This is a genomic window from Pseudomonas sp. Pme6b (assembly GCF_058129925.1).
The window spans coordinates 680,826-702,914 of sequence record NZ_CM176704.1; the positions used below are offsets into that span (position 1 = coordinate 680,826).

12 protein-coding genes, 2 tRNA genes and 1 pseudogene are annotated in these 22,089 nt (G+C 59.0%); 12 read left to right on the plus strand and 3 right to left on the minus strand.

Annotation, left to right across the window (positions count from 1 at the left end):
* A complete protein-coding gene (locus tag AC4ANE_RS03010; RefSeq protein ID WP_002551825.1) occupies positions 1-1,935 on the plus strand; it encodes a methyl-accepting chemotaxis protein in 1,935 nt (644 codons plus the stop codon).
* 107 nt (positions 1,936-2,042) lie between these two features.
* On the opposite strand, the gene AC4ANE_RS03015 is transcribed toward AC4ANE_RS03010, so the two are convergent.
* Both AC4ANE_RS03015 and AC4ANE_RS03020 read right to left on the minus strand, forming a co-directional pair.
* Positions 2,043-2,129, minus strand: a tRNA-Leu gene (locus AC4ANE_RS03015).
* A 160-nt stretch (positions 2,130-2,289) separates the two neighbouring features.
* A tRNA-Leu gene (locus tag AC4ANE_RS03020) sits at positions 2,290-2,376 on the minus strand.
* Between the two features lie 225 nt (positions 2,377-2,601).
* Here AC4ANE_RS03020 and rnr point away from each other — a divergent pair.
* The 8 genes from rnr to AC4ANE_RS03060 all read left to right on the plus strand — a co-directional run bounded on the left by rnr (position 2,602) and on the right by AC4ANE_RS03060 (position 12,234).
* Positions 2,602-5,235, plus strand: a complete 2,634-nt coding sequence (gene rnr, locus AC4ANE_RS03025; RefSeq protein ID WP_002551826.1) for a ribonuclease R — start codon at positions 2,602-2,604, stop codon at positions 5,233-5,235.
* On the plus strand, positions 5,232-5,993 hold the full coding sequence (gene rlmB, locus AC4ANE_RS03030) for a 23S rRNA (guanosine(2251)-2'-O)-methyltransferase RlmB (RefSeq protein WP_002551827.1): 762 nt from the start codon (positions 5,232-5,234) through the stop codon (positions 5,991-5,993). The genes rnr and rlmB overlap by 4 nt, the downstream gene beginning before the upstream one ends.
* Positions 5,994-6,206: 213 nt before the next feature.
* The gene (gene rpsF / locus AC4ANE_RS03035) at positions 6,207-6,632 is read left to right on the plus strand and encodes a 30S ribosomal protein S6 (RefSeq protein WP_002551828.1); all 426 of its coding nucleotides are present in this window, start codon (positions 6,207-6,209) and stop codon (positions 6,630-6,632) included.
* 28 nt (positions 6,633-6,660) lie between these two features.
* Positions 6,661-6,891, plus strand: coding sequence for a 30S ribosomal protein S18 (gene rpsR, locus AC4ANE_RS03040; protein WP_002551829.1), 231 nt, complete (start codon positions 6,661-6,663; stop codon positions 6,889-6,891).
* Between the two features lie 39 nt (positions 6,892-6,930).
* A complete protein-coding gene (locus AC4ANE_RS03045; protein ID WP_002551830.1) occupies positions 6,931-7,827 on the plus strand; it encodes a YybS family protein in 897 nt (298 codons plus the stop codon).
* A gap of 19 nt (positions 7,828-7,846) precedes the next feature.
* Entirely contained in the window at positions 7,847-8,293 is a 447-nt protein-coding gene (gene rplI / locus AC4ANE_RS03050; RefSeq protein ID WP_002551831.1) for a 50S ribosomal protein L9, read from the plus strand.
* A 123-nt stretch (positions 8,294-8,416) separates the two neighbouring features.
* Complete coding sequence (gene dnaB / locus AC4ANE_RS03055) at positions 8,417-9,811, plus strand: replicative DNA helicase (protein WP_002551832.1); 1,395 nt, start codon at positions 8,417-8,419, stop codon at positions 9,809-9,811.
* A gap of 107 nt (positions 9,812-9,918) precedes the next feature.
* On the plus strand, positions 9,919-12,234 hold the full coding sequence (locus tag AC4ANE_RS03060) for a YgiQ family radical SAM protein (RefSeq protein WP_002551833.1): 2,316 nt from the start codon (positions 9,919-9,921) through the stop codon (positions 12,232-12,234).
* A gap of 51 nt (positions 12,235-12,285) precedes the next feature.
* Here the strand turns inward: AC4ANE_RS03060 and AC4ANE_RS03065 are convergent, their stop codons facing one another.
* On the minus strand, positions 12,286-15,030 hold the full coding sequence (locus AC4ANE_RS03065; protein WP_002551834.1) for a hypothetical protein: 2,745 nt from the start codon (positions 15,028-15,030) through the stop codon (positions 12,286-12,288).
* A gap of 273 nt (positions 15,031-15,303) precedes the next feature.
* Here AC4ANE_RS03065 and AC4ANE_RS03070 point away from each other — a divergent pair, with 273 nt between their 5' ends.
* The 3 genes and pseudogenes from AC4ANE_RS03070 to AC4ANE_RS03080 all read left to right on the plus strand — a co-directional run bounded on the left by AC4ANE_RS03070 (position 15,304) and on the right by AC4ANE_RS03080 (position 22,059).
* Positions 15,304-18,582: a transglutaminase family protein gene (locus AC4ANE_RS03070; protein WP_002551835.1), complete on the plus strand. Its 3,279-nt coding sequence runs from the start codon at positions 15,304-15,306 to the stop codon at positions 18,580-18,582.
* Between the two features lie 89 nt (positions 18,583-18,671).
* Positions 18,672-21,166: pseudogene (locus AC4ANE_RS03075) on the plus strand (circularly permuted type 2 ATP-grasp protein).
* Positions 21,166-22,059 (plus strand): transglutaminase family protein, encoded by an 894-nt coding sequence (locus tag AC4ANE_RS03080; RefSeq protein WP_002551837.1) that lies wholly within the window; start codon positions 21,166-21,168, stop codon positions 22,057-22,059. Before AC4ANE_RS03075 ends, AC4ANE_RS03080 begins: the two are co-directional and overlap by 1 nt.
* Positions 22,060-22,089: the final 30 nt, after the last annotated feature.

The window sequence follows — 22,089 nt, forward strand, 5'->3', positions numbered from 1 at the left end:
GTGTCTGCTGTCTTATCTCTATTGCAAAGCCGTCTGCTGCGCCCGGTCTTCATTGCCCTGGGCATTGCCCTTTTGGTGCAGGTCATCGTGGCGGTTGCTCTTACCCGGAGCACGGTCACGGCGCTTGAGGCTGACCTTGCCAATCGCCTTGGGGTAGATTCGCAACATCTTTCCTCCGAGCTGGAGCTGGCGAGTAGCGAAGTGACGTCGAGCCTCGACTCGCTTTCAGCCAGTACGCGTCAGCGCTTGAGCGTCGGACTTTCTACCCGCCTGAAGGAAGAGCAGGCCCAACTGCGTGCCACGCTGGAAAAAGACCTGAGAGAGTCCGCCACTGACATGGCCGAGCTACTGGCTGCGGTTGCCCCGCGCGCCATGTGGGACAACGACACGCCAACCCTTTCCGAATTTGCCCGACGCGCTCAGCGCAATCCCAACGTGTTGTTTGTGGTCTATGACGACGCCGCAGGTGAGCACCTTACGCGGTACATGAACCGCGATAACCCGCTGGTCAAGGCGCTGCTGGCCAAGGGTGAAGGCGAGCGGGCGATGGACAAGATCCTCAATGCCGCGAAAAACGACCCGTCGGTGTATTACGTCGAGGCCTCTATCAGCCCTAACGGTGTCGAGATCGGCAAGGTGCGCATGGGGGTGTCCACGGCAACGGTCGAGGAAAATCTCGCTGCGCTGGACAAGCGTTTCGCCACCCTGATAACCAGTGGTGAGCAACTGGTTTCCGACAGCCTTGCCAGTGCCTCCAAAGACAGTTCGACCGCCTTGCGCACGCGCTTGCAATCCGCTCAGACGGCGGGTGCTGCAATGACCACCAATACACGTGTGGCGGTTCAGCAAGCCGCCGAAACGTTGCGCTGGCGGATCGGCATGGGGCTGGCGCTGGTCGGCCTGGGCGTACTGCTGTTACTCGCGGTAGTGCTCGGACGTCGTGTGGTCAGCAAGTTGCACCTGCTGATCGCGGCACTGAATGATTTGGCTGCGGGTGAGGGCGACCTGACCAAGCGCGTCAAGCTGGACAGCAATGACGAGATCGGCGACATGTCGGCGGCGGTCAATCGCTTCATCGACAAGTTGCAGCCTATCGTTCGTGAGGCGGGCGAGGTGGCGCAGCGCACCGGGCAGGAAATCGGTGTCATGAGCCAGCGTAACGCCGGAGCTGATGCGGCGGCCGAGCTGCAGCGTGATGAAGTGGCGGCCAGCCTCAAGGCGCTGGAGCAGATGGCTGATGAGGCGCAGTCGGAAAGCCAGGCGATGCAGGCGGCCTTGCGTCAGGTGGTCGATATCAAACAAGCGACCGATGAAAACACCCGCACGTCCAATCAGGTCGGCGGTTTGATCGAGGCGCTGGCCGGGCAGGTTGAAACCGGTGCGCAGGTCATAGAGCGTCTGGCGCAGCAAAGCCAGCAGATCGAGGTCGTGCTGGAAGTTATCCACGGTATTGCCGAGCAAACCAACTTGCTCGCACTCAACGCAGCCATTGAAGCCGCACGCGCGGGTGAAACGGGCAGGGGCTTTGCCGTGGTGGCTGACGAGGTGCGTGCGCTGGCCAGCAAGACACAAAGCTCGACGGGCGATATTCAGGAACACATCATCGCCTTGCAGCGCGGCGCGAAAGAGGCGGTCGCTGCCATCGGCATCGCTGGCCGACAGGCCAAGGAAGGGCTGGAAGTATTACGTGACAGCGCCAAACGCCAGCAGACCGTGCAGGCGTCCGTCGAGCAAGTGCATGCTGCCATCGGTCTGGCAACCAAGGCGGCTGTACATCAGGCTGAAGGCGCGCAGGCCGTTCGCGGTCGGGTCGAGGTGATTCATGCTCAGGCCGAGCGTGCTGCCGAGGCGGTGGTCGAGACGACTGCTAGCGGCAAGGTACTCAGCGGGCTGGCTGCGCAGTTGAAGGCGAGCCTGGGGCAGTTTCGGGCTTGAGCATCATGCAGCGCTGCAAATGTGGCGCTGCCATGCCTGCGGAAGGGGGGGGGCTTTTCTGAAGTCGGAAAGCAAAAAACCGAGCCATTGGCTCGGTTTTTTTGAATTGGTGCCCAGAAGAAGACTCGAACTTCCACGACCTTGCGGTCACCAGCACCTGAAGCTGGCGTGTCTACCAATTTCACCATCTGGGCAGCATCAGCAGCGTCTCCGCCGTTGATGGGGCGCACTATACGGCGATCATTTTGCTCTGTAAACCCCTGTTTTGATTTAATAATCAAAACCTGAAAATGCAAAAACCCGCTTTCGCGGGTTTTTGTGAGGCTTGAGACTGTTGTAGTCTGCTGCCTGAATTGGTGCCCAGAAGAAGACTCGAACTTCCACGACCTTGCGGTCACCAGCACCTGAAGCTGGCGTGTCTACCAATTTCACCATCTGGGCAGTATCGGAAGGCATCAACCTGCCGATGGCGCGCACTATACGGAGCGCTTTTTAGGCTGTAAACCCCGGCGATGAAAAAAAGTCGAAAAAAATCGCGAGCGGTGTGTTTCGGGTCTTGCAGCGTGGTCAGGGAGGCTTTTTGTCGAGTGGTTTGAGCGTGAAATTTCCCGTTTCATGAGGTCTATGCCAAACTAACCCCTATATATACAAGGTGAAAACTATCTAATGGCCGATTGGCAGTCCCTCGATCCCGAGGCCGCTCGTGAAGCGGAAAAATACGAAAACCCTATTCCCAGCCGTGAGCTGATCTTGCAGCACCTTGCCGAGCGCGGTTCGCCGGCCAGTCGCGAGCAACTGGTCGAAGAATTCGGCCTGACCACCGAAGATCAATTCGAGGCTCTGCGCCGCCGCCTTCGGGCAATGGAGCGTGACGCCCAGTTGATCTATACCCGTCGTGGCACGTATGCACCGGTAGACAAGCTTGACCTTATTCTGGGTCGCATCTCCGGGCACCGTGACGGTTTCGGCTTTCTGGTGCCGGACGACGGTTCCGATGACCTGTTCATGAGCCCGGCGCAGATGCGTCTGGTGTTCGACGGTGACCGGGCGCTGGCGCGTGTTTCCGGCCTTGACCGTCGCGGTCGTCGCGAAGGCGTTATTGTCGAAGTGATCTCGCGTGCTCACGAAACCATTGTTGGTCGCTACTTCGAAGAGAGTGGCATTGGTTTTGTTGTACCCGATAACCCGAAAATCCAGCAGGAAGTGCTGGTAACACCGGGCCGCAACAATAATGCGAAGATCGGCCAGTTCGTCGAGGTGAAAATCACCCACTGGCCAACGCCGCGCTTCCAGCCGCAGGGTGATGTGGTCGAAGTGGTCGGCAACTACATGGCGCCGGGCATGGAAATCGATGTTGCGCTACGCACTTACGATATTCCGCACGTGTGGCCTGAGGCTGTACTCAAGGAAGCAGCGAAGCTCAAGCCGGAAGTCGAAGAGAAGGACAAGGAAAATCGCGTAGACCTGCGCCACCTGCCTTTTGTGACCATCGACGGCGAAGACGCTCGCGATTTCGACGACGCGGTTTATTGCGAAGCCAAGCCGGGCAAACTGCGCTTGTTCTCCGGTGGCTGGAAGCTCTACGTGGCCATTGCCGACGTATCGAGCTACGTGAAAATCGGCTCGGCGCTGGATGCTGAATCCCAGGTTCGCGGCAACTCGGTGTACTTCCCCGAGCGCGTCGTGCCCATGCTGCCTGAGCAATTGTCCAACGGCCTGTGCTCGCTGAACCCGCACGTTGATCGTCTGGCCATGGTTTGCGAGATGACCATCTCCAAGACCGGCGAGATGACTGACTACGTATTCTACGAAGGTATCATCCACTCCCACGCTCGCCTGACCTACAACAAGGTCAGCACGATCCTGGAACAGCCGAAAACAGCTGAAGCCAAAAGCCTTCGTGGCGAATACGGCGACGTGGTTCCGCACCTCAAGCAGCTTTACGCCATGTACAAGGTGTTGCTGGGTGCGCGTCATGTGCGCGGTGCGATCGATTTCGAAACTCAGGAAACCCGGATCATCTTCGGTTCCGAGCGCAAGATTGCCGAAATCCGTCCGACCACTCGCAACGATGCTCACAAGCTGATCGAAGAGTGCATGCTGGCCGCCAACGTGGCCACCGCGCAGTTCTTGAAGAAGCACGAAATTCCCGCGTTGTACCGCGTCCATGATGGTCCGCCGCCAGAGCGTCTGGAAAAACTGCGTGCATTCCTGGGTGAGCTGGGTCTGACGCTGCACAAAGGCAAGGAAGGTCCGACACCGAAGGATTATCAGGCGCTGCTTGAAACCGTTCGTGACCGCCCGGATTACCACCTGATTCAGACCGTCATGCTGCGTTCGTTGAGCCAGGCCGTTTACAGCTCGGACAACAACGGCCACTTCGGTCTCAATTATGAAGCGTATACGCACTTCACCTCGCCGATCCGTCGTTATCCGGATCTGCTGACGCACCGTGCGATTCGCAGCGTTATCCGCTCCAAGCAGGATACTCCACACGTACGTCGTGCCGGTGCTGCAACGATTCCGAAGGCGCGTATCTACCCGTACGACGACGCGCTGCTCGATCAGTTGGGCGAACAATGCTCGATGAGCGAGCGCCGTGCCGACGAGGCTACGCGCGACGTGGTCAACTGGCTCAAGTGCGAGTACATGAAAGATCGCGTGGGCGAGTCATTCCCGGGCGTGATTACGGCGGTAACCGGCTTTGGCCTGTTCGTCGAGCTGACTGACATCTACGTCGAAGGGCTGGTTCACGTTACGGCTCTGCCGGGTGATTACTACCATTTCGACCCCCTGCATCACCGCCTTGCCGGCGAGCGTACCGGACGTAATTTCCGTCTGGGCGACAGCGTCGAAGTGCGTGTCATGCGTGTTGATCTGGATGAGCGCAAGATCGACTTCGAGATTTCCGAAACCGCAGCGGCTGCAACGCCGGCTGGTCGCAAGCGTCGTGGTCATGACACTGCGCCGCCTGCCGCCACTACAACGACGGAAAAGGAAAAGGCGCCTGCCAAGTCCGGTCGCCGTAGCGCTTCTGCCAAGGAGAGCAGTACCGAAGCGTATCGCCCGAGCGATGCGGCGGCGAAAAACGCAGAAGTGCGTAAAAGCCGCGAGCTGAAAAAAGCCCTTCTGGCAGACGCGAAGGGTGGTAGCAAGGCGTCGTCGGGAAAGTCTGACAGGTCGGGCTCTGCTCCTTCGTCGAGCAAGCCGGCCAGTAAACACCGTAAAGGTCCGTCAAAATCGGGCTCCGCGCCAACCGCGAAAAGCGGTGGCGCTCGTAAACCCAAGGCCAAGTCATGAGTCAGCTGGAAAAAATCTACGGCGTTCACGCCGTAGAAGCGTTACTTCGTCATCACCCGAAACGCGTCAAGCACATCTGGCTGGCCGAGGGTCGTAACGACCCTCGCGTACAGACGCTGGTGGCGCTGGCGGGTGAGAATCGCGTGACCATTGGTCAGGCGGAGCGTCGCGAAATGGATGCCTGGGTCGAAGGCGTGCATCAGGGTGTGGTTGCCGATGTGAGCCCGAGTCAGGTCTGGGGCGAGGCAATGCTCGACGAGCTACTCGACCGCAGCGAAGGTTCGCCGTTGCTGCTGGTGCTTGATGGCGTGACCGATCCGCACAACCTCGGCGCCTGCCTGCGTACCGCCGATGCGGCAGGTGCGCTGGCCGTGATCGTGCCCAAGGACAAGTCTGCGACCTTGACGCCAGCTGTGCGAAAAGTCGCCTGCGGTGCGGCCGAAGTCATTCCGCTGGTGGCTGTGACCAATCTGGCGCGCGCGCTGGAAAAGCTTCAGCAGCGCGGCTTGTGGGTTGTCGGTACGGCAGGCGAGGCCGAGGTCGAGTTGTATCAACAGGATCTGACCGGCCCGACCATCATCATCATGGGCGCGGAAGGCAAGGGCATGCGTCGCCTGACCCGCGAGCACTGCGATTATCTGGTGCGTCTGCCGATGGCGGGCAGTGTCAGCAGTCTGAACGTGTCGGTCGCGACCGGCGTGTGTCTGTTTGAAGCGCTGCGTCAGCGCAGCGTCAAGGCTGCCGGCAAAAAGGCCTGATTTCGGCGCCTGGCCAGAGTGAGCAGGTCGCGCCATGCGATCTGCTCATTAATTCACCAATTGCCTTGCGCCTCCCTCGACCCTTCTCTACAATTGCGCCCCTTGCTGTCACGGCAGGCGCGCATGTGCCTGTCCCTGAGCAAGACCAACAGTGTCATTCACTCCTTGTCTGACCGCTTTTGAGCGGCAGGCTACAACCCGTAAGGAGCATTCATGCGTCATTACGAAATTATCTTTTTGGTCCACCCGGATCAAAGCGAGCAAGTCGGCGGCATGGTAGAGCGTTACACCAAGCTGATCGAAGAAGACGGCGGCAAAATCCACCGTCTGGAAGATTGGGGCCGTCGTCAACTGGCTTACGCAATCAACAATGTTCACAAGGCTCACTACGTGATGCTGAACGTTGAGTGCACTGGCAAGGCTCTGGCCGAGCTGGAAGACAACTTCCGTTACAACGATGCTGTGATCCGTAACCTGGTCATCCGTCGCGACGAAGCCGTAACTGGCCAGTCCGAGATGCTCAAGGCTGAAGAGAACCGCAGTGAGCGCCGTGAGCGTCGTGACCGTCCTGAGCACTCCGACAGCGCCGATGGCGATGACGGCGACAACAGCGACGTTAGCGATAACGCTGACGAGTAATCCACGGACCTTTTGAGGAGCCAATTACATGGCACGTTTCTTCCGTCGTCGTAAATTCTGCCGCTTCACCGCTGAAGACGTCAAAGAGATCGATTACAAAGATCTCAACACTCTGAAAGCCTACGTATCCGAGACCGGCAAAATCGTTCCAAGCCGTATCACTGGTACCAAAGCACGTTATCAGCGTCAGCTGGCCACCGCTATCAAGCGTGCCCGCTTCCTGGCCCTGCTGGCCTACACCGACAGCCACGGCCGCTGAGACCAGGTAGTCGACAAAACGTAACAAAGGATAGAAAGCATGCGTGCCCTGGCTGAATTCATCATGCGCGGCCGTATGCAGGCCACTCTTGTAGTGGCTGGATGTGCGGCATTGCCGCTGTTGTTCTGGTTGAGTGCTGCCGCAGGGTGCCTTGTGCTCCTGCGACGCGGGTTCAGTGATGCCGTTGATGTCCTGTCCTGGGCTCTGCTGCCGGCTTTGGTCTGGTGGTATTTCGGCGAACCTCGTACAGCCATGGTGCTGGCCGGTTCGCTGAGTTTGGCAATGGTTTTGCGTGCCAGCGAGTCCTGGGTCCGCGTGCTGCTGGTCAGCGTGGCGTTGGGTGTGGTGTATGCAGTAATTCTGGGCACGGTTTTTCGCGAACCTCTGGAAGCAATGTCGCAGGAGCTGCAAAAGCATCTGCCGACAATGCTGGCCGGGCTCTACGAGCAGTTGAACGTAGAAGAGCGAGCGCGTCTGGGGGCACTGATTGCACCCGTCCTGAATGGCCTGATAGCGGCTGTGCTGCAAATTGTCAGTGTGTTGTGCCTGATTCTTGGGCGGTACTGGCAAGCGATGTTGTACAACCCTGGTGGTTTCGGGCGTGAATTTCGCGCTGTGAAACTCCCGCTGGTGTCTGCGTTGGCGCTGTTGGTGTGCATGCTGGTGGGGCCGAATTTCGGTCCGCAGATAGCAATGCTTACACCGCTTTGCAGCGTACCGCTGGTGTTTGCGGGGCTGGCTCTGATCCACGGTCTGGTTGCTGAAAAGCGGCTTTCCCGGTTCTGGCTGGTAGGGATGTACATAACGCTGCTGGTGTTTATGCAACTGATCTATCCGTTGCTCGTGGTAATTGCCATTGTCGACAGCCTGATTGATTTTCGCGGTCGCCGGAGTTCGAAAGATTCCGGCAATGGTCCTGCGAACGGTGAAGGTTAAAAGTTAAGAGGATTTCCACATGCAACTGATCCTTCTGGAAAAAGTCGCCAACCTGGGCAACCTGGGCGACAAAGTAAACGTTAAGGCCGGCTACGGTCGTAACTACCTGCTGCCTTACGGCAAAGCAACCGCTGCAACCGCTGCCAACGTGGCTGCGTTTGAAGAGCGTCGTGCAGAGCTGGAAAAACTGGCTGCAGACAAGAAAGCATCTGCCGAAACTCGCGCTGCCCAACTGGCTGAGCTGGAAGTGACTATCACTGCCACCGCTGGTGACGAAGGCAAGCTGTTCGGTTCGATCGGTACGCACGACATCGCTGATGCACTGACCGCCTCCGGCGTTGAAGTTGCAAAAAGCGAAGTTCGTCTGCCGAACGGCACTATCCGCAACGTTGGCGAATACGACGTAGCCGTGCACCTGCACAGCGACGTAGAAGCGACCGTACGCGTTGTCGTAGTGGCTGCTTAAGCAATACGTAATCGTCTGGCGGCATTGCTGCCAGAGGATTAACATCGGGCACGATCCTGTTCACAGGTCGTGCCCTTTGTCTTTGTGCCATCCCCATTCTGCAAACCTCGAATTGAAGTGGCCATGAACGATATTTCCACCCCCGAACAATACGATCTGCAAACCGCTGCCCTGAAGGTGCCGCCACATTCCATCGAGGCCGAACAGGCCGTGCTCGGTGGTTTGATGCTGGATAACAACGCCTGGGAGCGGGTGCTCGATCAAGTTTCCGATGGTGATTTCTATCGACATGACCACCGCCTGATATTCCGCGCCATCGCCCGTTTGGCCGACCAGAACAGCCCGATTGACGTGGTCACCCTGGCTGAACAGCTGGACAAGGAAGGACAGACCTCGCAAGTAGGCGGCCTGGGCTACCTCAGTGAGCTGGCGAAAAACACGCCTTCTGTCGCCAACATCAAGGCCTACGCGCAGATTGTCCGGGCCCGTGCCACATTGCGGCAATTGATCGGCATCAGCACCGAAATTGCCGACAGTGCGTTCAACCCGGAAGGCCGTACCGCCGAAGAAATTCTTGACGAGGCTGAACGGCAGATCTTCCAGATCGCCGAAGCGCGCCCCAAGACGGGCGGTCCGGTCAGCGTCAACGACCTGCTGACCAAGGCCATCGACCGTATCGATACCCTGTTCAACAGTGATAACGCCATCACCGGCCTGTCCACCGGGTATACCGACCTCGACGAAAAGACCAGCGGAATGCAGCCCGCCGACCTGATTATCGTTGCCGGACGTCCGTCGATGGGTAAAACCACGTTTGCCATGAACCTTGTCGAGAACGCGGTGCTGCGCAGTGACAAGGTGGTTCTGGTCTACTCGCTGGAGATGCCAGGTGAGTCGCTGATCATGCGTATGTTGTCGTCGCTTGGGCGCATCGACCAGACCAAGGTGCGCGCGGGTCAGCTCGACGACGATGACTGGCCGCGGCTGACGTCTGCGGTCAACCTGCTCAATGATCGCAAGCTGTTCATCGATGACACTGCCGGTATCAGCCCGTCCGAAATGCGTGCGCGTACCCGGCGGATCGTACGTGAGCACGGCGATATCGCCATGATCATGATCGACTACCTGCAGTTGATGCAGATTCCCGGCTCGAGCGGTGACAACCGGACCAACGAAATTTCCGAGATTTCGCGCTCGCTGAAAGCGCTGGCCAAGGAATTCAACTGCCCGGTCATTGCCCTGTCGCAGCTCAACCGCTCCCTGGAGCAGCGGCCGAACAAGCGTCCGATCAACTCCGACCTTCGGGAATCCGGAGCGATCGAGCAGGATGCCGACGTGATCATGTTCGTCTACCGGGACGAGGTGTATCACCCGGAAACCGAGCATAAAGGCATTGCCGAGATCATCATCGGCAAGCAGCGTAACGGGCCGATCGGCACCACGCGCCTCGCATTCATCGGCAAATACACGCGTTTCGAGAACCTGGCACCGGGCAGTTACAACTTCGACGACGATTGACCCGGGGTAAGGCCCATCAAATCCGACCACTGTCGTCGGGTTTGATCAAAAAATGTGCTATATTCCGCGCCCGCGATTTTTCCAACGTGCAAACGTAGGTCCTGAACATGCAAGCAGCCAAGCCGTTATTTGACTATCCCAAGTACTGGGCCGAATGTTTCGGACCAGCACCTTTCCTGCCCATGAGCCGGGAAGAGATGGATCTGCTTGGCTGGGATTCCTGCGACATCATCATCGTTACCGGTGATGCGTACGTCGATCACCCGTCTTTCGGCATGGCGATCATCGGCCGTCTGCTTGAGTCCCAGGGCTTTCGGGTCGGGATCATTGCGCAGCCAAACTGGCAGTCCAAAGACGATTTCATGAAGCTCGGCGAGCCGAACCTGTTCTTCGGTGTCGCTGCAGGCAACATGGACTCGATGATCAACCGCTATACCGCGGACAAGAAAATTCGCTCCGATGACGCTTATACCCCTGGCGGCATGGCCGGCAAGCGTCCGGATCGCGCAAGTCTGGTCTACAGCCAGCGCTGCAAGGAAGCTTACAAGCATGTGCCTATCGTGCTGGGCGGCATCGAAGCTTCCCTGCGTCGTATTGCCCACTATGACTATTGGCAGGACAAGGTTCGCAACTCGATCCTGATCGATGCCTGCGCCGACATCCTGCTGTACGGCAACGCCGAGCGTGCGATTGTCGAAGTCGCTCAGCGCCTGTCCTACGGCCACAAGATCGAAGACATCACCGATGTGCGCGGCACCGCGTTCATTCGTCGCGACACGCCGCAGGGCTGGTACGAAGTCGATTCGACGCGTATTGACCGTCCGGGCAAGGTCGACAAGATCATCAACCCGTACGTCAACACCCAGGACACGCAGGCCTGCGCCATCGAGCAGGAAAAAGGCAACGTCGAGGACCCTAACGAAGCCAAGGTGGTGCAGATTCTTGCCAGCCCGCGCATGACCCGGGACAAGACGGTCATCCGCCTGCCATCGGTGGAAAAGGTCCGTAATGACGCTGTGCTGTATGCCCATGCCAACCGCGTCTTGCACCTTGAAACCAACCCGGGCAACGCCCGTGCGCTGGTGCAGAAGCATGGAGAGGTCGACGTCTGGTTCAACCCGCCGCCCATTCCGATGACCACTGAAGAAATGGACTACGTGTTTGGCATGCCTTACGCGCGCGTCCCGCATCCTGCGTACGGCAAGGAAAAGATCCCTGCCTACGACATGATTCGTTTCTCCGTGAACATCATGCGTGGCTGCTTCGGCGGCTGCACCTTCTGCTCGATCACCGAGCATGAAGGCCGGATCATTCAGAACCGCTCCGAAGAGTCGATCATTCGCGAAATCGAAGAGATTCGCGACAAGGTGCCGGGCTTTACGGGCGTGATTTCCGACTTGGGCGGGCCGACCGCGAACATGTACCGCATCGCCTGCAAAAGCCCGGAGATCGAATCGGCTTGCCGTAAGCCGTCCTGCGTATTCCCCGGCATCTGCCCGAACCTGAACACCGATCACTCATCGCTGATTCAGCTGTATCGCAGCGCCCGCGCCCTGCCGGGCGTGAAGAAAATCTTGATCGCCTCTGGCCTGCGCTACGACCTTGCGGTCGAGTCGCCGGAGTATGTCAAAGAGCTGGTAACGCACCACGTGGGTGGTTACCTGAAGATCGCCCCGGAACACACCGAGGAAGGTCCGCTCAACCAGATGATGAAGCCGGGCATTGGCAGCTATGACAAGTTCAAGCGCATGTTCGAGAAGTACACCAAGGAAGCCGGCAAGGAGCAGTACCTGATTCCTTACTTCATCGCCGCCCACCCCGGCACCACCGATGAAGACATGATGAACCTGGCGCTGTGGCTCAAGGGCAACGGCTTCCGCGCGGATCAGGTGCAGGCGTTTTACCCGTCGCCTATGGCAACCGCCACGGCCATGTACCACTCCGGCAAGAACCCGTTGCGCAAGGTCACCTACAAGAGCGACGCAGTCACGATTGTGAAGAGTGAAGCGCAGCGTCGTCTGCACAAGGCCTTCCTGCGCTATCACGACCCGAAAGGCTGGCCGATGTTGCGCGAGGCCCTTGAACGCATGGGCCGTGCCGATCTGATCGGGCCGGGCAAGGATCAACTGATCCCGTTGCATCAGCCGGCGACCGACAGCTATCAAAGTGCGCGCCGCAAGAACTCGACGCCAGCTGGCAGCCACAAGGTTGCCAAGAACGCGAAGACTACGCTGATCCAGACCCAGCATACTGGCCTGCCACCGCGTGGCAGCGATGGCAGCAAGCCGTGGGACAAACGCGAAGAGGCCAAGGCCGCCGCAATGGCGCGCAACAAGCAGGCCGCCAAGGAGCGCATGGATGCAGCCAAGGGTGGCAAGGGCAAAGGCGGCAAGCCAGCCCGCAAGCCTGTAGTGCCTCGCTGATAGCTATGGGCCGCAGGTACGCTTGTACCTGCGGCCCGGCTGTTCTTCAGGTCAGGTAGCCTTTTGCTCTTCAGCTTGAGGCTCCTGCGTGCCCATACTGGCGAGAAGTCTGCGACTGTAACCCTTACCTACGTTTATCGCCAAAAATTTCCAGGTGACGTGCTTCACGACGAATTGCGAGACGCCAGTCAATACTTTTCCCGTCACGTCAGGGGCTGGCCTGATATTGATCGAGGTGGTACCTCTGAGTGTAATGCGCGTCTTCATGAGCAATTTCGAAACATGAACTTTGCCACCTCGGGCTATCAGATTTCTGCCTAAACGCGTGGCGACCTTTGCAGTACCTGCAAGCAGCTTTCCGGCGAAGCCACCGTACGGAATCATGTAGACCGTCAGCCCTAGTGCTCCTGCCCTCATGCGGTTTTTCTCTCCGGACAGGAGGCTTTTGAATTCGGGCCAGGGCGTCAGAGATATCAGGATATTGGTTATCTCTTCGATAGCCCCGGGCGCGCTTTTGTCCTTTTCTATTTTGGTAATGCCTTTGCATTGTGCATAAAGGTCATCCTCATTAACGTAGAACAACTGGCTGCAGACAATACTGGCAATGCCGGTACAGCGTTTTGAAAACGTGGTTATGGGCATATGCAGGGCTGTCTCAGTGTTCGATGGGCCGAATGGTTCGCCAACAATTTCTGCAATCATGGTGGCGGTCGCGCCATCACGCGGTTCATCGCCGCGCAGGTAGGCGTTTTGATCAAACGGCAATGTTCTTCCCTTATTGACAACCACCGGCGTCGGGATTGTGGATGTAATCGTCCAGAACTCGATCCCGGGTACACCATTCTCGATAAGCGCCTTCAGATCAGGGCGATAACGCACCATCATCAACAGCGGGAAAACTTCGTAGAACCTTGTTTTGCCTTCGTAGACAGCCTGAATGATAAAACCGGCGCGGCCTCGCAGTGGTTCTCGATGCTTCTCGCTTTCTGCAACAGCCATCAGGTCTTGGGTCGGTAGTCTGAGCGAGTAGAGTGATACGGCACCATTTTCGATGGCCAGGCGATGCTTGAAAGGCAGTTGAGTCAGCAACTTTTTAATGATTGTCGCGTAAGCCTTGCGGGCATCAGCCAGATAAGCCTGAAACTCATGCTCGAATTGTTGATTGATGTCTGGCAGCGCCTTGTACAGCAACTGCATTTCACGGTTTATGGGAAGTAGGCCTTCCGTGCTGTCGCGCCCCGGCAGTCTCCAGTCATCAATGTTTTCACCGGCCATGTAGACCTCCAGCAACGACGACGAATCGTGTTTTATGCCGTAAGCGTTATAGGGCAGATTGGATGCTGAGAGGGTGCCTTTATGATCGCGATAGACAGGCGTATGGCTTTTCCGTAGCACCGCCAGCCTGGGGCGTAGATCAATGGGCGGGAATGGATAATCTTCCTGCTCAAGTATCTGTTGAATTGCAGGCGTCCTTCGCGCTTCTGTCATGGCGACGATGGCCATCGCCTTGCGTTCTGGCGCTGTGCGAACCAGTGCATTCACAGCTTCAAGTGATTCGGTTTCGGATTCTTCGAACGCGCTGACTGCCTGTGCTATCTCTTGTTCGGAATAAGGCAGGTTGCCCTGAATACGGATATAACCGTTGGCCTGCGCCCATGCCAGAAGGATGGGCAGGCGGGTTGTGAGATAGGCTGCCTGCTGTTCATCGGTGTCCATCTTTTTGTTGAAGATCACTGGCAGTTCGATCAGGTCGTCAAAGCTCATCCAGCGTGAAGAACCAAACTCGATGGCTTCCGCAAGGGTGACCCCATGCTGAAAATTGACCCACACTTCAGTACAACCATATGGCAGATCGTCGGGAACACCGTTGACCAGCCATTCAGGGCAGTTCTCCAGTGCCAGTATGAAGCGTGCGAGTATTGCTTCGTTGATCGACGCCGCCTTGCCCGTGTTGATCAGGTGGCTGTGCATATCGTTCAGGATGTCAGCGTGGCTACGCCCCAGGTTTTCTGTTCTGGAGAATGTGTAGTCGGCAATTTCTCCAGGCTTTCGATCCTCAGGTTGCTGAAGATCGCTGCTGATGGCATGCCATAAAATCCGGTCCATGAGTGTCATCAGGGACGCGGACGTTTCTCCCTCAGGCCGATCAAGTTGTGCCAGCAGCGTTTGTCCCAATGCCCTTGCCGGTCCGGATCTGAGAACCCGGGCCATAACCGCCACTGGGGAGTCCTGAACATGTGCCAGTGGACAGGAGGCAATGATTTCAGCACCCAGCTTGCTTAGCAGCGTGCCACCTTCGTTGCCCAAGTACTCGGTGCGGGCTCGTTTCAGGTCCTGCAGATTTTTCGGTGTCAGCATGGCCTTGATGTCGAACTGATCAATAAGCCCCAATTCCTGACTGGCGCGAAGTTCTGCCAGCGTATTGAGCAGGTTTTTGATTGCCGTTGTGTCAGGCGATGGTGGAAGCGACAACCCGTAGTTGTAGCTCAGCATCAATGCCAGGCTGACGCGGCCATCGCTGTCTATCTGAAACGGCAACTCCTGCTTTTCGGCTTGAAGCGGTGCAGGCAGAGCCGCTTTCTCAGCGCAGTATTCGCCGAATCCGGACGCTGGATCTGGCTTGATCCGAATGTCTTCAAGGCTGATAGGGGCATTGCTGCTCTGCATTACCGCAAGCAATGCTTTTCGTGTCGTCTCGTAGTCAGCACGTTCGGCCGGATCCATGAGGTCGATGTGAGCGTCGACAGCTTCGGTCGGTTCTGAAAGCGGTTGTTGCGCGGGATTTAGCTGTGTCATTACAAGTGCTCCGATAATGGTTAATCATTGGAGGACGATGTAATCAGGCATCAATCTGGCTGTGGCACTAAGTAAATATTGCGTGCGGGTCCAACCTTATTGCCCTGTGCGCCCCGTTTCCGTGCGACCCTTGCACCTTCAGTTCAGGCGAGCACAATTATGGTGCTGCGCCTGATCGGGCGGGGAATGTCACTCTCGTTGGCGCACGACTTTGACCGGATGGCATAAGTCTTGCGCGGCTCAATTACCGTTCAGGCTCGCAGGAGGCACGCCGTGTCGATTCATATTGCCTTGCACCATGTCACGCACTATCGCTACGAACGCGCGGTCGAACTGGGTCCTCAGATCGTTCGCCTGCGCCCGGCCGCTCACAGCCGCACGCGCGTACTGTCGTATTCGCTGAAAGTCCTGCCTGAAAACCACTTCATCAACTGGCAGCAGGACCCTCAAGGTAATTACCTGGCGCGTCTGGTCTTCCCGGAAAAGACCAGGGAATTTCGCGTCGAGGTCGATCTGGTCGCCGAGATGGCGGTGTTCAATCCGTTCGACTTCTTTCTGGAGCCTTACGCCGAAAACATCCCCTTCACCTATGCCAGCGAAGAACAGCGCGAGCTGGCGCCGTACCTGGAAAAACTGCCGCTGACCCCAAGATTTCAGGCGTATCTGGACAGCATCAGTCGCGAGCCGATACCCGCCATCGACTTTCTGGTGGGTCTCAACCAGCGCCTGAGTCAGGATGTCGCTTACCTGATCCGTATGGAACCGGGTGTGCAGACCCCGGAATTCACCCTGGAAAACGCTTCAGGTTCTTGCCGTGACTCCGCGTGGCTGCTGGTGCAGCTGTTGCGCCATCTGGGTATGGCGGCGCGATTTGTATCGGGCTATCTCATCCAGCTCAAGGCCGATGTCGAGGCGCTGGACGGGCCGTCGGGCACTGATGTCGACTTCACCGACCTGCATGCCTGGTGCGAGGTCTATCTGCCGGGTGCTGGCTGGGTCGGTCTGGATGCTACTTCCGGCCTCTTTGCAGGCGAAGGGCATATTCCGCTGGCGTGCAGCCCGGAACCGTCTTCCGCAGCGCCGATCAGCGGTCTGGTCGAGCCGTGCGAAACCGATTTCAGCCACGAAATGTCGGTCGAGCGCATCTGGGAGGCCCCGCGGGTCACCAAGCCGTACACCGAAGAGCAATGGCAGGACATTCAGTCCCTCGGCCGACAGATCGACGCGGACCTGACGCGTGACGACGTGCGCCTGACCATGGGCGGCGAACCGACGTTCGTGTCCCTCGATGATCGCGACGGTGCCGAATGGAACACGGCTGCGCTGGGGCCTCGCAAGCGCGAGCTGTCTGCCGAGCTGTTTCAGCGCATGCGCGCGCATTACGCGCCACTGGGGATCGTGCATTTTGGCCAGGGCAAATGGTATCCGGGCGAACAGTTGCCACGCTGGTCACTGAACTGTTTCTGGCGCAAGGATGGCAAACCGGTCTGGCGCAACAATGCGCTGATAGCCGATGAAACCCAGGATTACGGCGCTACCGGCGAGCTGGCCGGGCGCTTTCTGGCCAGCGTTGCCGAGCGTCTGAAACTACCGGCCCGTTTCGTTTTTCCGGCTTACGAAGACAATTTCTACTACCTGTGGCGCGAAGGCGCATTGCCAGTCAACGTGACTGCCGAAGACTCGCGGCTGGGTGATGAGCTGGAGCGCGCGCGTCTGCGCAAGGTCTTCGCTCAGGGGCTGGACAAGATGATTGGTCAGGTCCTGCCGTTGGCCCGTAATGCAGGCGGCGATAGCTGGCAGAGTGGCCGCTGGTACTTGCGTGACGAACACTGCCGTCTGGTGCCGGGTGATTCCGCGCTGGGCTATCGCCTGCCATTGGCCTCGCAACCCTGGGTCAAGGCGGCGGAGTACCCGTTCATTCATCCGACCGATCATAACCAGGACTTCCCGGAGCTTGCCGACAGCGACTCGCTGACCTCGGCGCTCAAGTCCACAGATATCGACGCCGAACGCTCGCCGAAAATCGATGAGTCGGCCGACTGGCTGACCCGTACGGCGCTGTGCGCCGAAGCGCGCGACGGGCGTCTGTATCTGTTTATGCCGCCACTGCAAAAGCTTGAGGAGTACCTTGAGCTGGTGGCCGTGATCGAAGCGACTGCTGAAGAACTGCAATGCCCGATTCTGCTGGAAGGCTACGAGCCGCCGAGCGATCCGCGGCTGTGCAACTTCCGCATTACCCCGGACCCTGGTGTGATCGAGGTCAACGTGCAGCCGTCCGCCAGTTGGGACGAGTTGGTCGAGCGCACCGAGTTTCTTTACGAGCAGGCGCGTCTCACACGCCTGACCACAGAGAAATTCATGATCGACGGGCGTCACACCGGCACTGGCGGCGGCAACCACTTCGTGCTGGGTGGCGCGACACCGGCGGACTCGCCGTTTCTGCGTCGCCCAGACCTGCTGCGCAGCCTGATCAGCTATTGGCACAACCATCCTTCGCTGTCGTACCTGTTTTCCGGTCTGTTCATCGGCCCGACGTCCCAGGCACCACGTATCGATGAGGCGCGCAACGACTCGCTTTATGAAATGGAAATCGCCTTCGCACAGATGCCGGAGCCGGGTGAAGAAGTCGCGCCGTGGATCGTCGATCGTCTGCTGCGCAACCTGTTGATCGACGTCACCGGCAACACCCATCGCGCCGAATTCTGCATCGACAAGCTGTACTCGCCCGATGGTGCAACCGGGCGTCTTGGCCTGCTGGAGCTGCGTGCCTTCGAGATGCCGCCGCATGCGCGCATGAGCCTGGCGCAGCAGTTGCTGCTACGGGCGCTGGTGGCGCGTTTCTGGCGTGAACCCTATGCGCCGGCCAAGCTGGCACGCTGGGGCACGCAACTGCATGATCGCTTCATGTTGCCGCACTTCATCGAGCAGGATTTCGCCGATGTGGTCGCCGACCTCAACGCGGCAGGCTACCCGGTGCAGGCCGACTGGTTCTCTGCGCATTTGGAATTCCGCTTTCCGAAAGTGGGTGATTACGCCGTCAACGGCCTCGAGCTGGAGCTGCGGCAGGCGCTGGAGCCTTGGCACGTTCTGGGTGAAGAGGGCTCGGCCGGTGGCGCGGTGCGCTACGTCGATTCGTCGCTGGAGCGCTTGCAGGTGCATCTCAGCGGGCTACCACCGCAGCGCTACGTATTGACCTGCAACGGTGTCGCGGTGCCTTTGCAGCCCACCGGACGGGCTGGCGAGTTCGTCGCGGGTGTGCGTTATCGCGCCTGGCAGCCGGCCAACTGCCTGCAACCGACCATCGGCGTCCATGCGCCACTGGTTTTTGATCTGGTCGACACCTGGATGCACCGCTCGCTGGGCGGCTGCGCGTATCATGTCGCCCACCCGGGCGGCCGCAACTATGAAACCTTGCCGGTCAACGCCAACGAAGCGGAAAGCCGTCGCCTGTCACGTTTCTTCCGCATCGGTCACACCCCGGGCAAACTGGACGTTCCGTCGCTCAACATTAACGACGAGCTGCCGATGACGCTGGATATGCGTCTGCATTAGAAAAACAGTGGCTCTGTGCGTCAGATGCACACGGACGTGACATCTGACTGCACTAATCTGAAGTCCTTACGTTGCCTGCCGAGCCTTCCATGCCCGACCTGCTTGACCATTACCCGCTGTCCGAGGGTACTTACCACGAAATGCTCGATGCCGACGGTGCCGTCCGCCCGCACTGGCGTCGTCTGTACGAACACATGCAACGCAGCACCTCGGCGCAACTGATCCAGCGCCAGGCCTTGCTGACCCGGCAGATCCAGGAAAACGGTGTCACCTATAACGTTTATGCCGACCCCAAAGGCGCGGATCGCCCATGGGAGCTGGACCTGTTGCCGCACATCATTGCGGCGGATGAGTGGCAGCACGTAGCGGCAGGGATTGCCCAGCGTGCACGACTGCTCAACGCGGTGCTGGCGGACCTTTACGGCCCGCAGACGCTGATTGCCAATGGCTTGCTGCCCGCTGAACTGGTATTTGGCCATAACAACTTTCTGTGGCCGTGTCAGGGCGTAAAACCTCCAGAAGGCACGTTCCTGCATATGTACGCGGTCGATCTGGCACGCACCCCGGACGGGCGCTGGTGGGTGACTGCCGACCGCACCCAGGCGCCTTCGGGTGCCGGTTATGCGCTGGAAAATCGCCAGAGCGTCGCGCGTGCCTTGCCGGAAACCTATCGTGACCTGCAAGTCCGGCACCTCTCGGGTTTCTTCGACGCATTGCAACAGACGCTTGCCCGGCAGGCACCGACCAGCAGCGAGGCGCCTCTGGTGGTGCTGCTGACGCCGGGGCGTTTCAACGAAAGTTACTTCGAGCATTTGTATTTAGCGCGGCAGTTGGGTTATCCGCTGGTCGAGGGCGGCGATCTGACCGTACGCGATGCCACTGTTTACCTGAAAACCCTCAGCGGTCTGCGTCGGGTTCACGCGATCATGCGCCGTCTGGACGACGACTTCTGCGATCCTCTGGAATTACGTACCGATTCCGCGCTTGGTGTGCCGGGGCTGCTGGAGGCGGTGCGTCAGGGCAATGTGCTGGTCGCCAACGCATTGGGCAGTGGTGTTCTGGAGTCGCCTGGCCTGCTGGGCTTTTTGCCGAAAATCAGTCAGTACCTGTTTGGCGAAGATCTGATCCTGCCATCGGTCGCAACCTGGTGGTGCGGAGAACCGCCCGTGCTGGCGCAAGCGCTGGAGAAACTGCCTGATCTGTTGATCAAACCTGCATTTCCTTCGCAGCACTTCGCCCCGGTGTTCGGTCGCGATTTGAATGAGGAGCAGCGCAACGCGCTTGCCCTGCGCATGCAGTCGCGCCCCTATGCCTACGTCGCCCAGGAGCTGGCGCAGTTGTCTCATGCACCGGTGCTGCAGGCCGATGGTACCGGTTTGCAGCCGCGCGCCATCGGCATGCGTGTCTACGCAGTGGCCAGCCTCGACGGCTATCGCGTGCTACCGGGCGGCCTGACCCGAGTGGCCGCCGAAGCCGATGCCGACGTGGTGTCGATGCAGCGCGGCGGTGCGAGCAAGGACACCTGGGTGCTGGGCGAACGCTCGCACCTTGGCGAGCCCTGGAAGGGGCAGCGCACGCTGGGTGTCTATGACCTGATTCGCCGTGACCCTTACCTGCCGTCGCGGGTGGTGGAGAACCTGTTCTGGTTCGGGCGTTACTGCGAACGTTGCGACGACAGTGCTCGCCTGCTGCGCATCATGTTGACGCGCTATGTCGATGACGACGATCCCCTCGCGTTGCAGGCGGCTGTCGCGCTGGCCGAGAGCCTGGGCATGCTGCCCGAAGCCGAGGAGGGCGAAGAGTTGAAGGACCGCCTGCTGGTTGCTCTGCTGGGCGACGAGTGGCCGTTCAGCCTGCGCGCCAATTTGCAGCGCTGCAGTGGGCCGCTTCGCAAGTGCGCGGCAAGCTCTCACGGGAAAACTGGCAGGCGCTGGTCGAATTGCAGCGCGAAGCCTCGAGCCTGGAAACCGACGAGCCGGATTTTGGCGAATTGCTGGATTTCCTCAACCGGCTGGTGATGTCTCTGGCAGCGCTTTCCGGTTTTGCGCTGGACGACATGACCCGCGACGAAGGCTGGAGCTTTTTGATGATCGGGCGACGTATCGAGCGTCTGAAGTTTCTCAGCACCAGTCTGGCGGCGTTTTTGCGTGGCTCGGCAGTCTCGGAGAAAGCCGGGCTGGAGTGGTTGCTGGAGCTGGGCAACAGCAGCATCACTTATCGTTCGCGGTACATGGCCGTGCCGCACCTGATTCCGGTGCTGGACCTGTTGCTGCTTGATGAGCAGAACCCGCATGCGGTGCTGTTTCAGCTCAAGCTGGTGCAACGCTCGCTGCGCCGCCTGAACGACGAGTTTGATGCGCCGCGTGACAGCAGCCTGGCGGTGCTGGCTCAGCGTCTCGCCGCATTTGACCTTGGCAGCCTGGAGAACCCGCTGTTCGGTCAGAGCAGCATCGACGCTGTCCTCGACGGGCTGGCCGATCTGCTGCAGAGCATTGGTGACAGCAGTGAGCAGGCCTCCGACCGCCTGGCGCTGCGCCATTTTGCTCACGTCGATGACGTCAGCCAACGCACGGTATCTGTCTGATGAGCGCCTTCTACCAGATTTTTCATGACACGCATTACAAGTACGACAGCCCGGTTTCGCTGGCTCAGCAACTGGCGCATCTCTGGCCGCGCAGCAGCCCGTGGCAGCGTTGCACCGAGCAGACACTCGAGATTTTCCCGGAGCCTACCACGCGCCGTGACGAGCTGGATGTGTTCGGCAACCCGCTGACCCGACTGGCGTTCGAGCGTCCGCACGACGAGTTGCAAGTCAATGCGCGGTTGCGTATCGAGGTCATGGAGAAGCCGTTTCTGGACTTCAATCTGTCGCCGGAATGGGGAGTGACCCGCAGTGCGCTGACTTACAGCGCCAAGCCGATGACTGCTGATATTCTGGAGGCCTGCCGCTATCGCTTCGAATCCCCCTATGTTCACCTGAAGCGTTCGTTCGTCGAATTTTCGCAGGTCTGTTTCCCGCCGGGCCGCCCGTTGTTGCTGTGCGTACAGGCCCTGATGGAAAAGATTTTCGACGAATTCACCTTCGATGACGAGGCGACTCAGGTCGCCACGCCCCTGGTGGAAGTGCTGGAGCGGCGACGGGGTGTGTGTCAGGACTTCGCCCACTTGATGCTGGCGTGTCTGCGCTCCCGTGGCCTGGCGGCGCGCTACGTCAGTGGCTATCTGCTGACCCAGCCACCACCGGGCCAGCCCCGCTTGATCGGTGCCGATGCCTCGCATGCCTGGGTATCGGTGTTCTGTCCGGCCTCTGGCTGGGTTGACTTCGATCCCACCAACAATGTGCAACCTGCGCTGGAGCACATCAGCCTGGCCTGGGGGCGTGATTTCTCCGACGTATCGCCTTTGCGCGGCGTGATTCTGGGCGGTGGCACGCATGATCCCGATGTCCGGGTGACGGTAATGCCGGTCAGCGCCTAATTACCTGCTCCCGTGAATCGTTATTCAGTG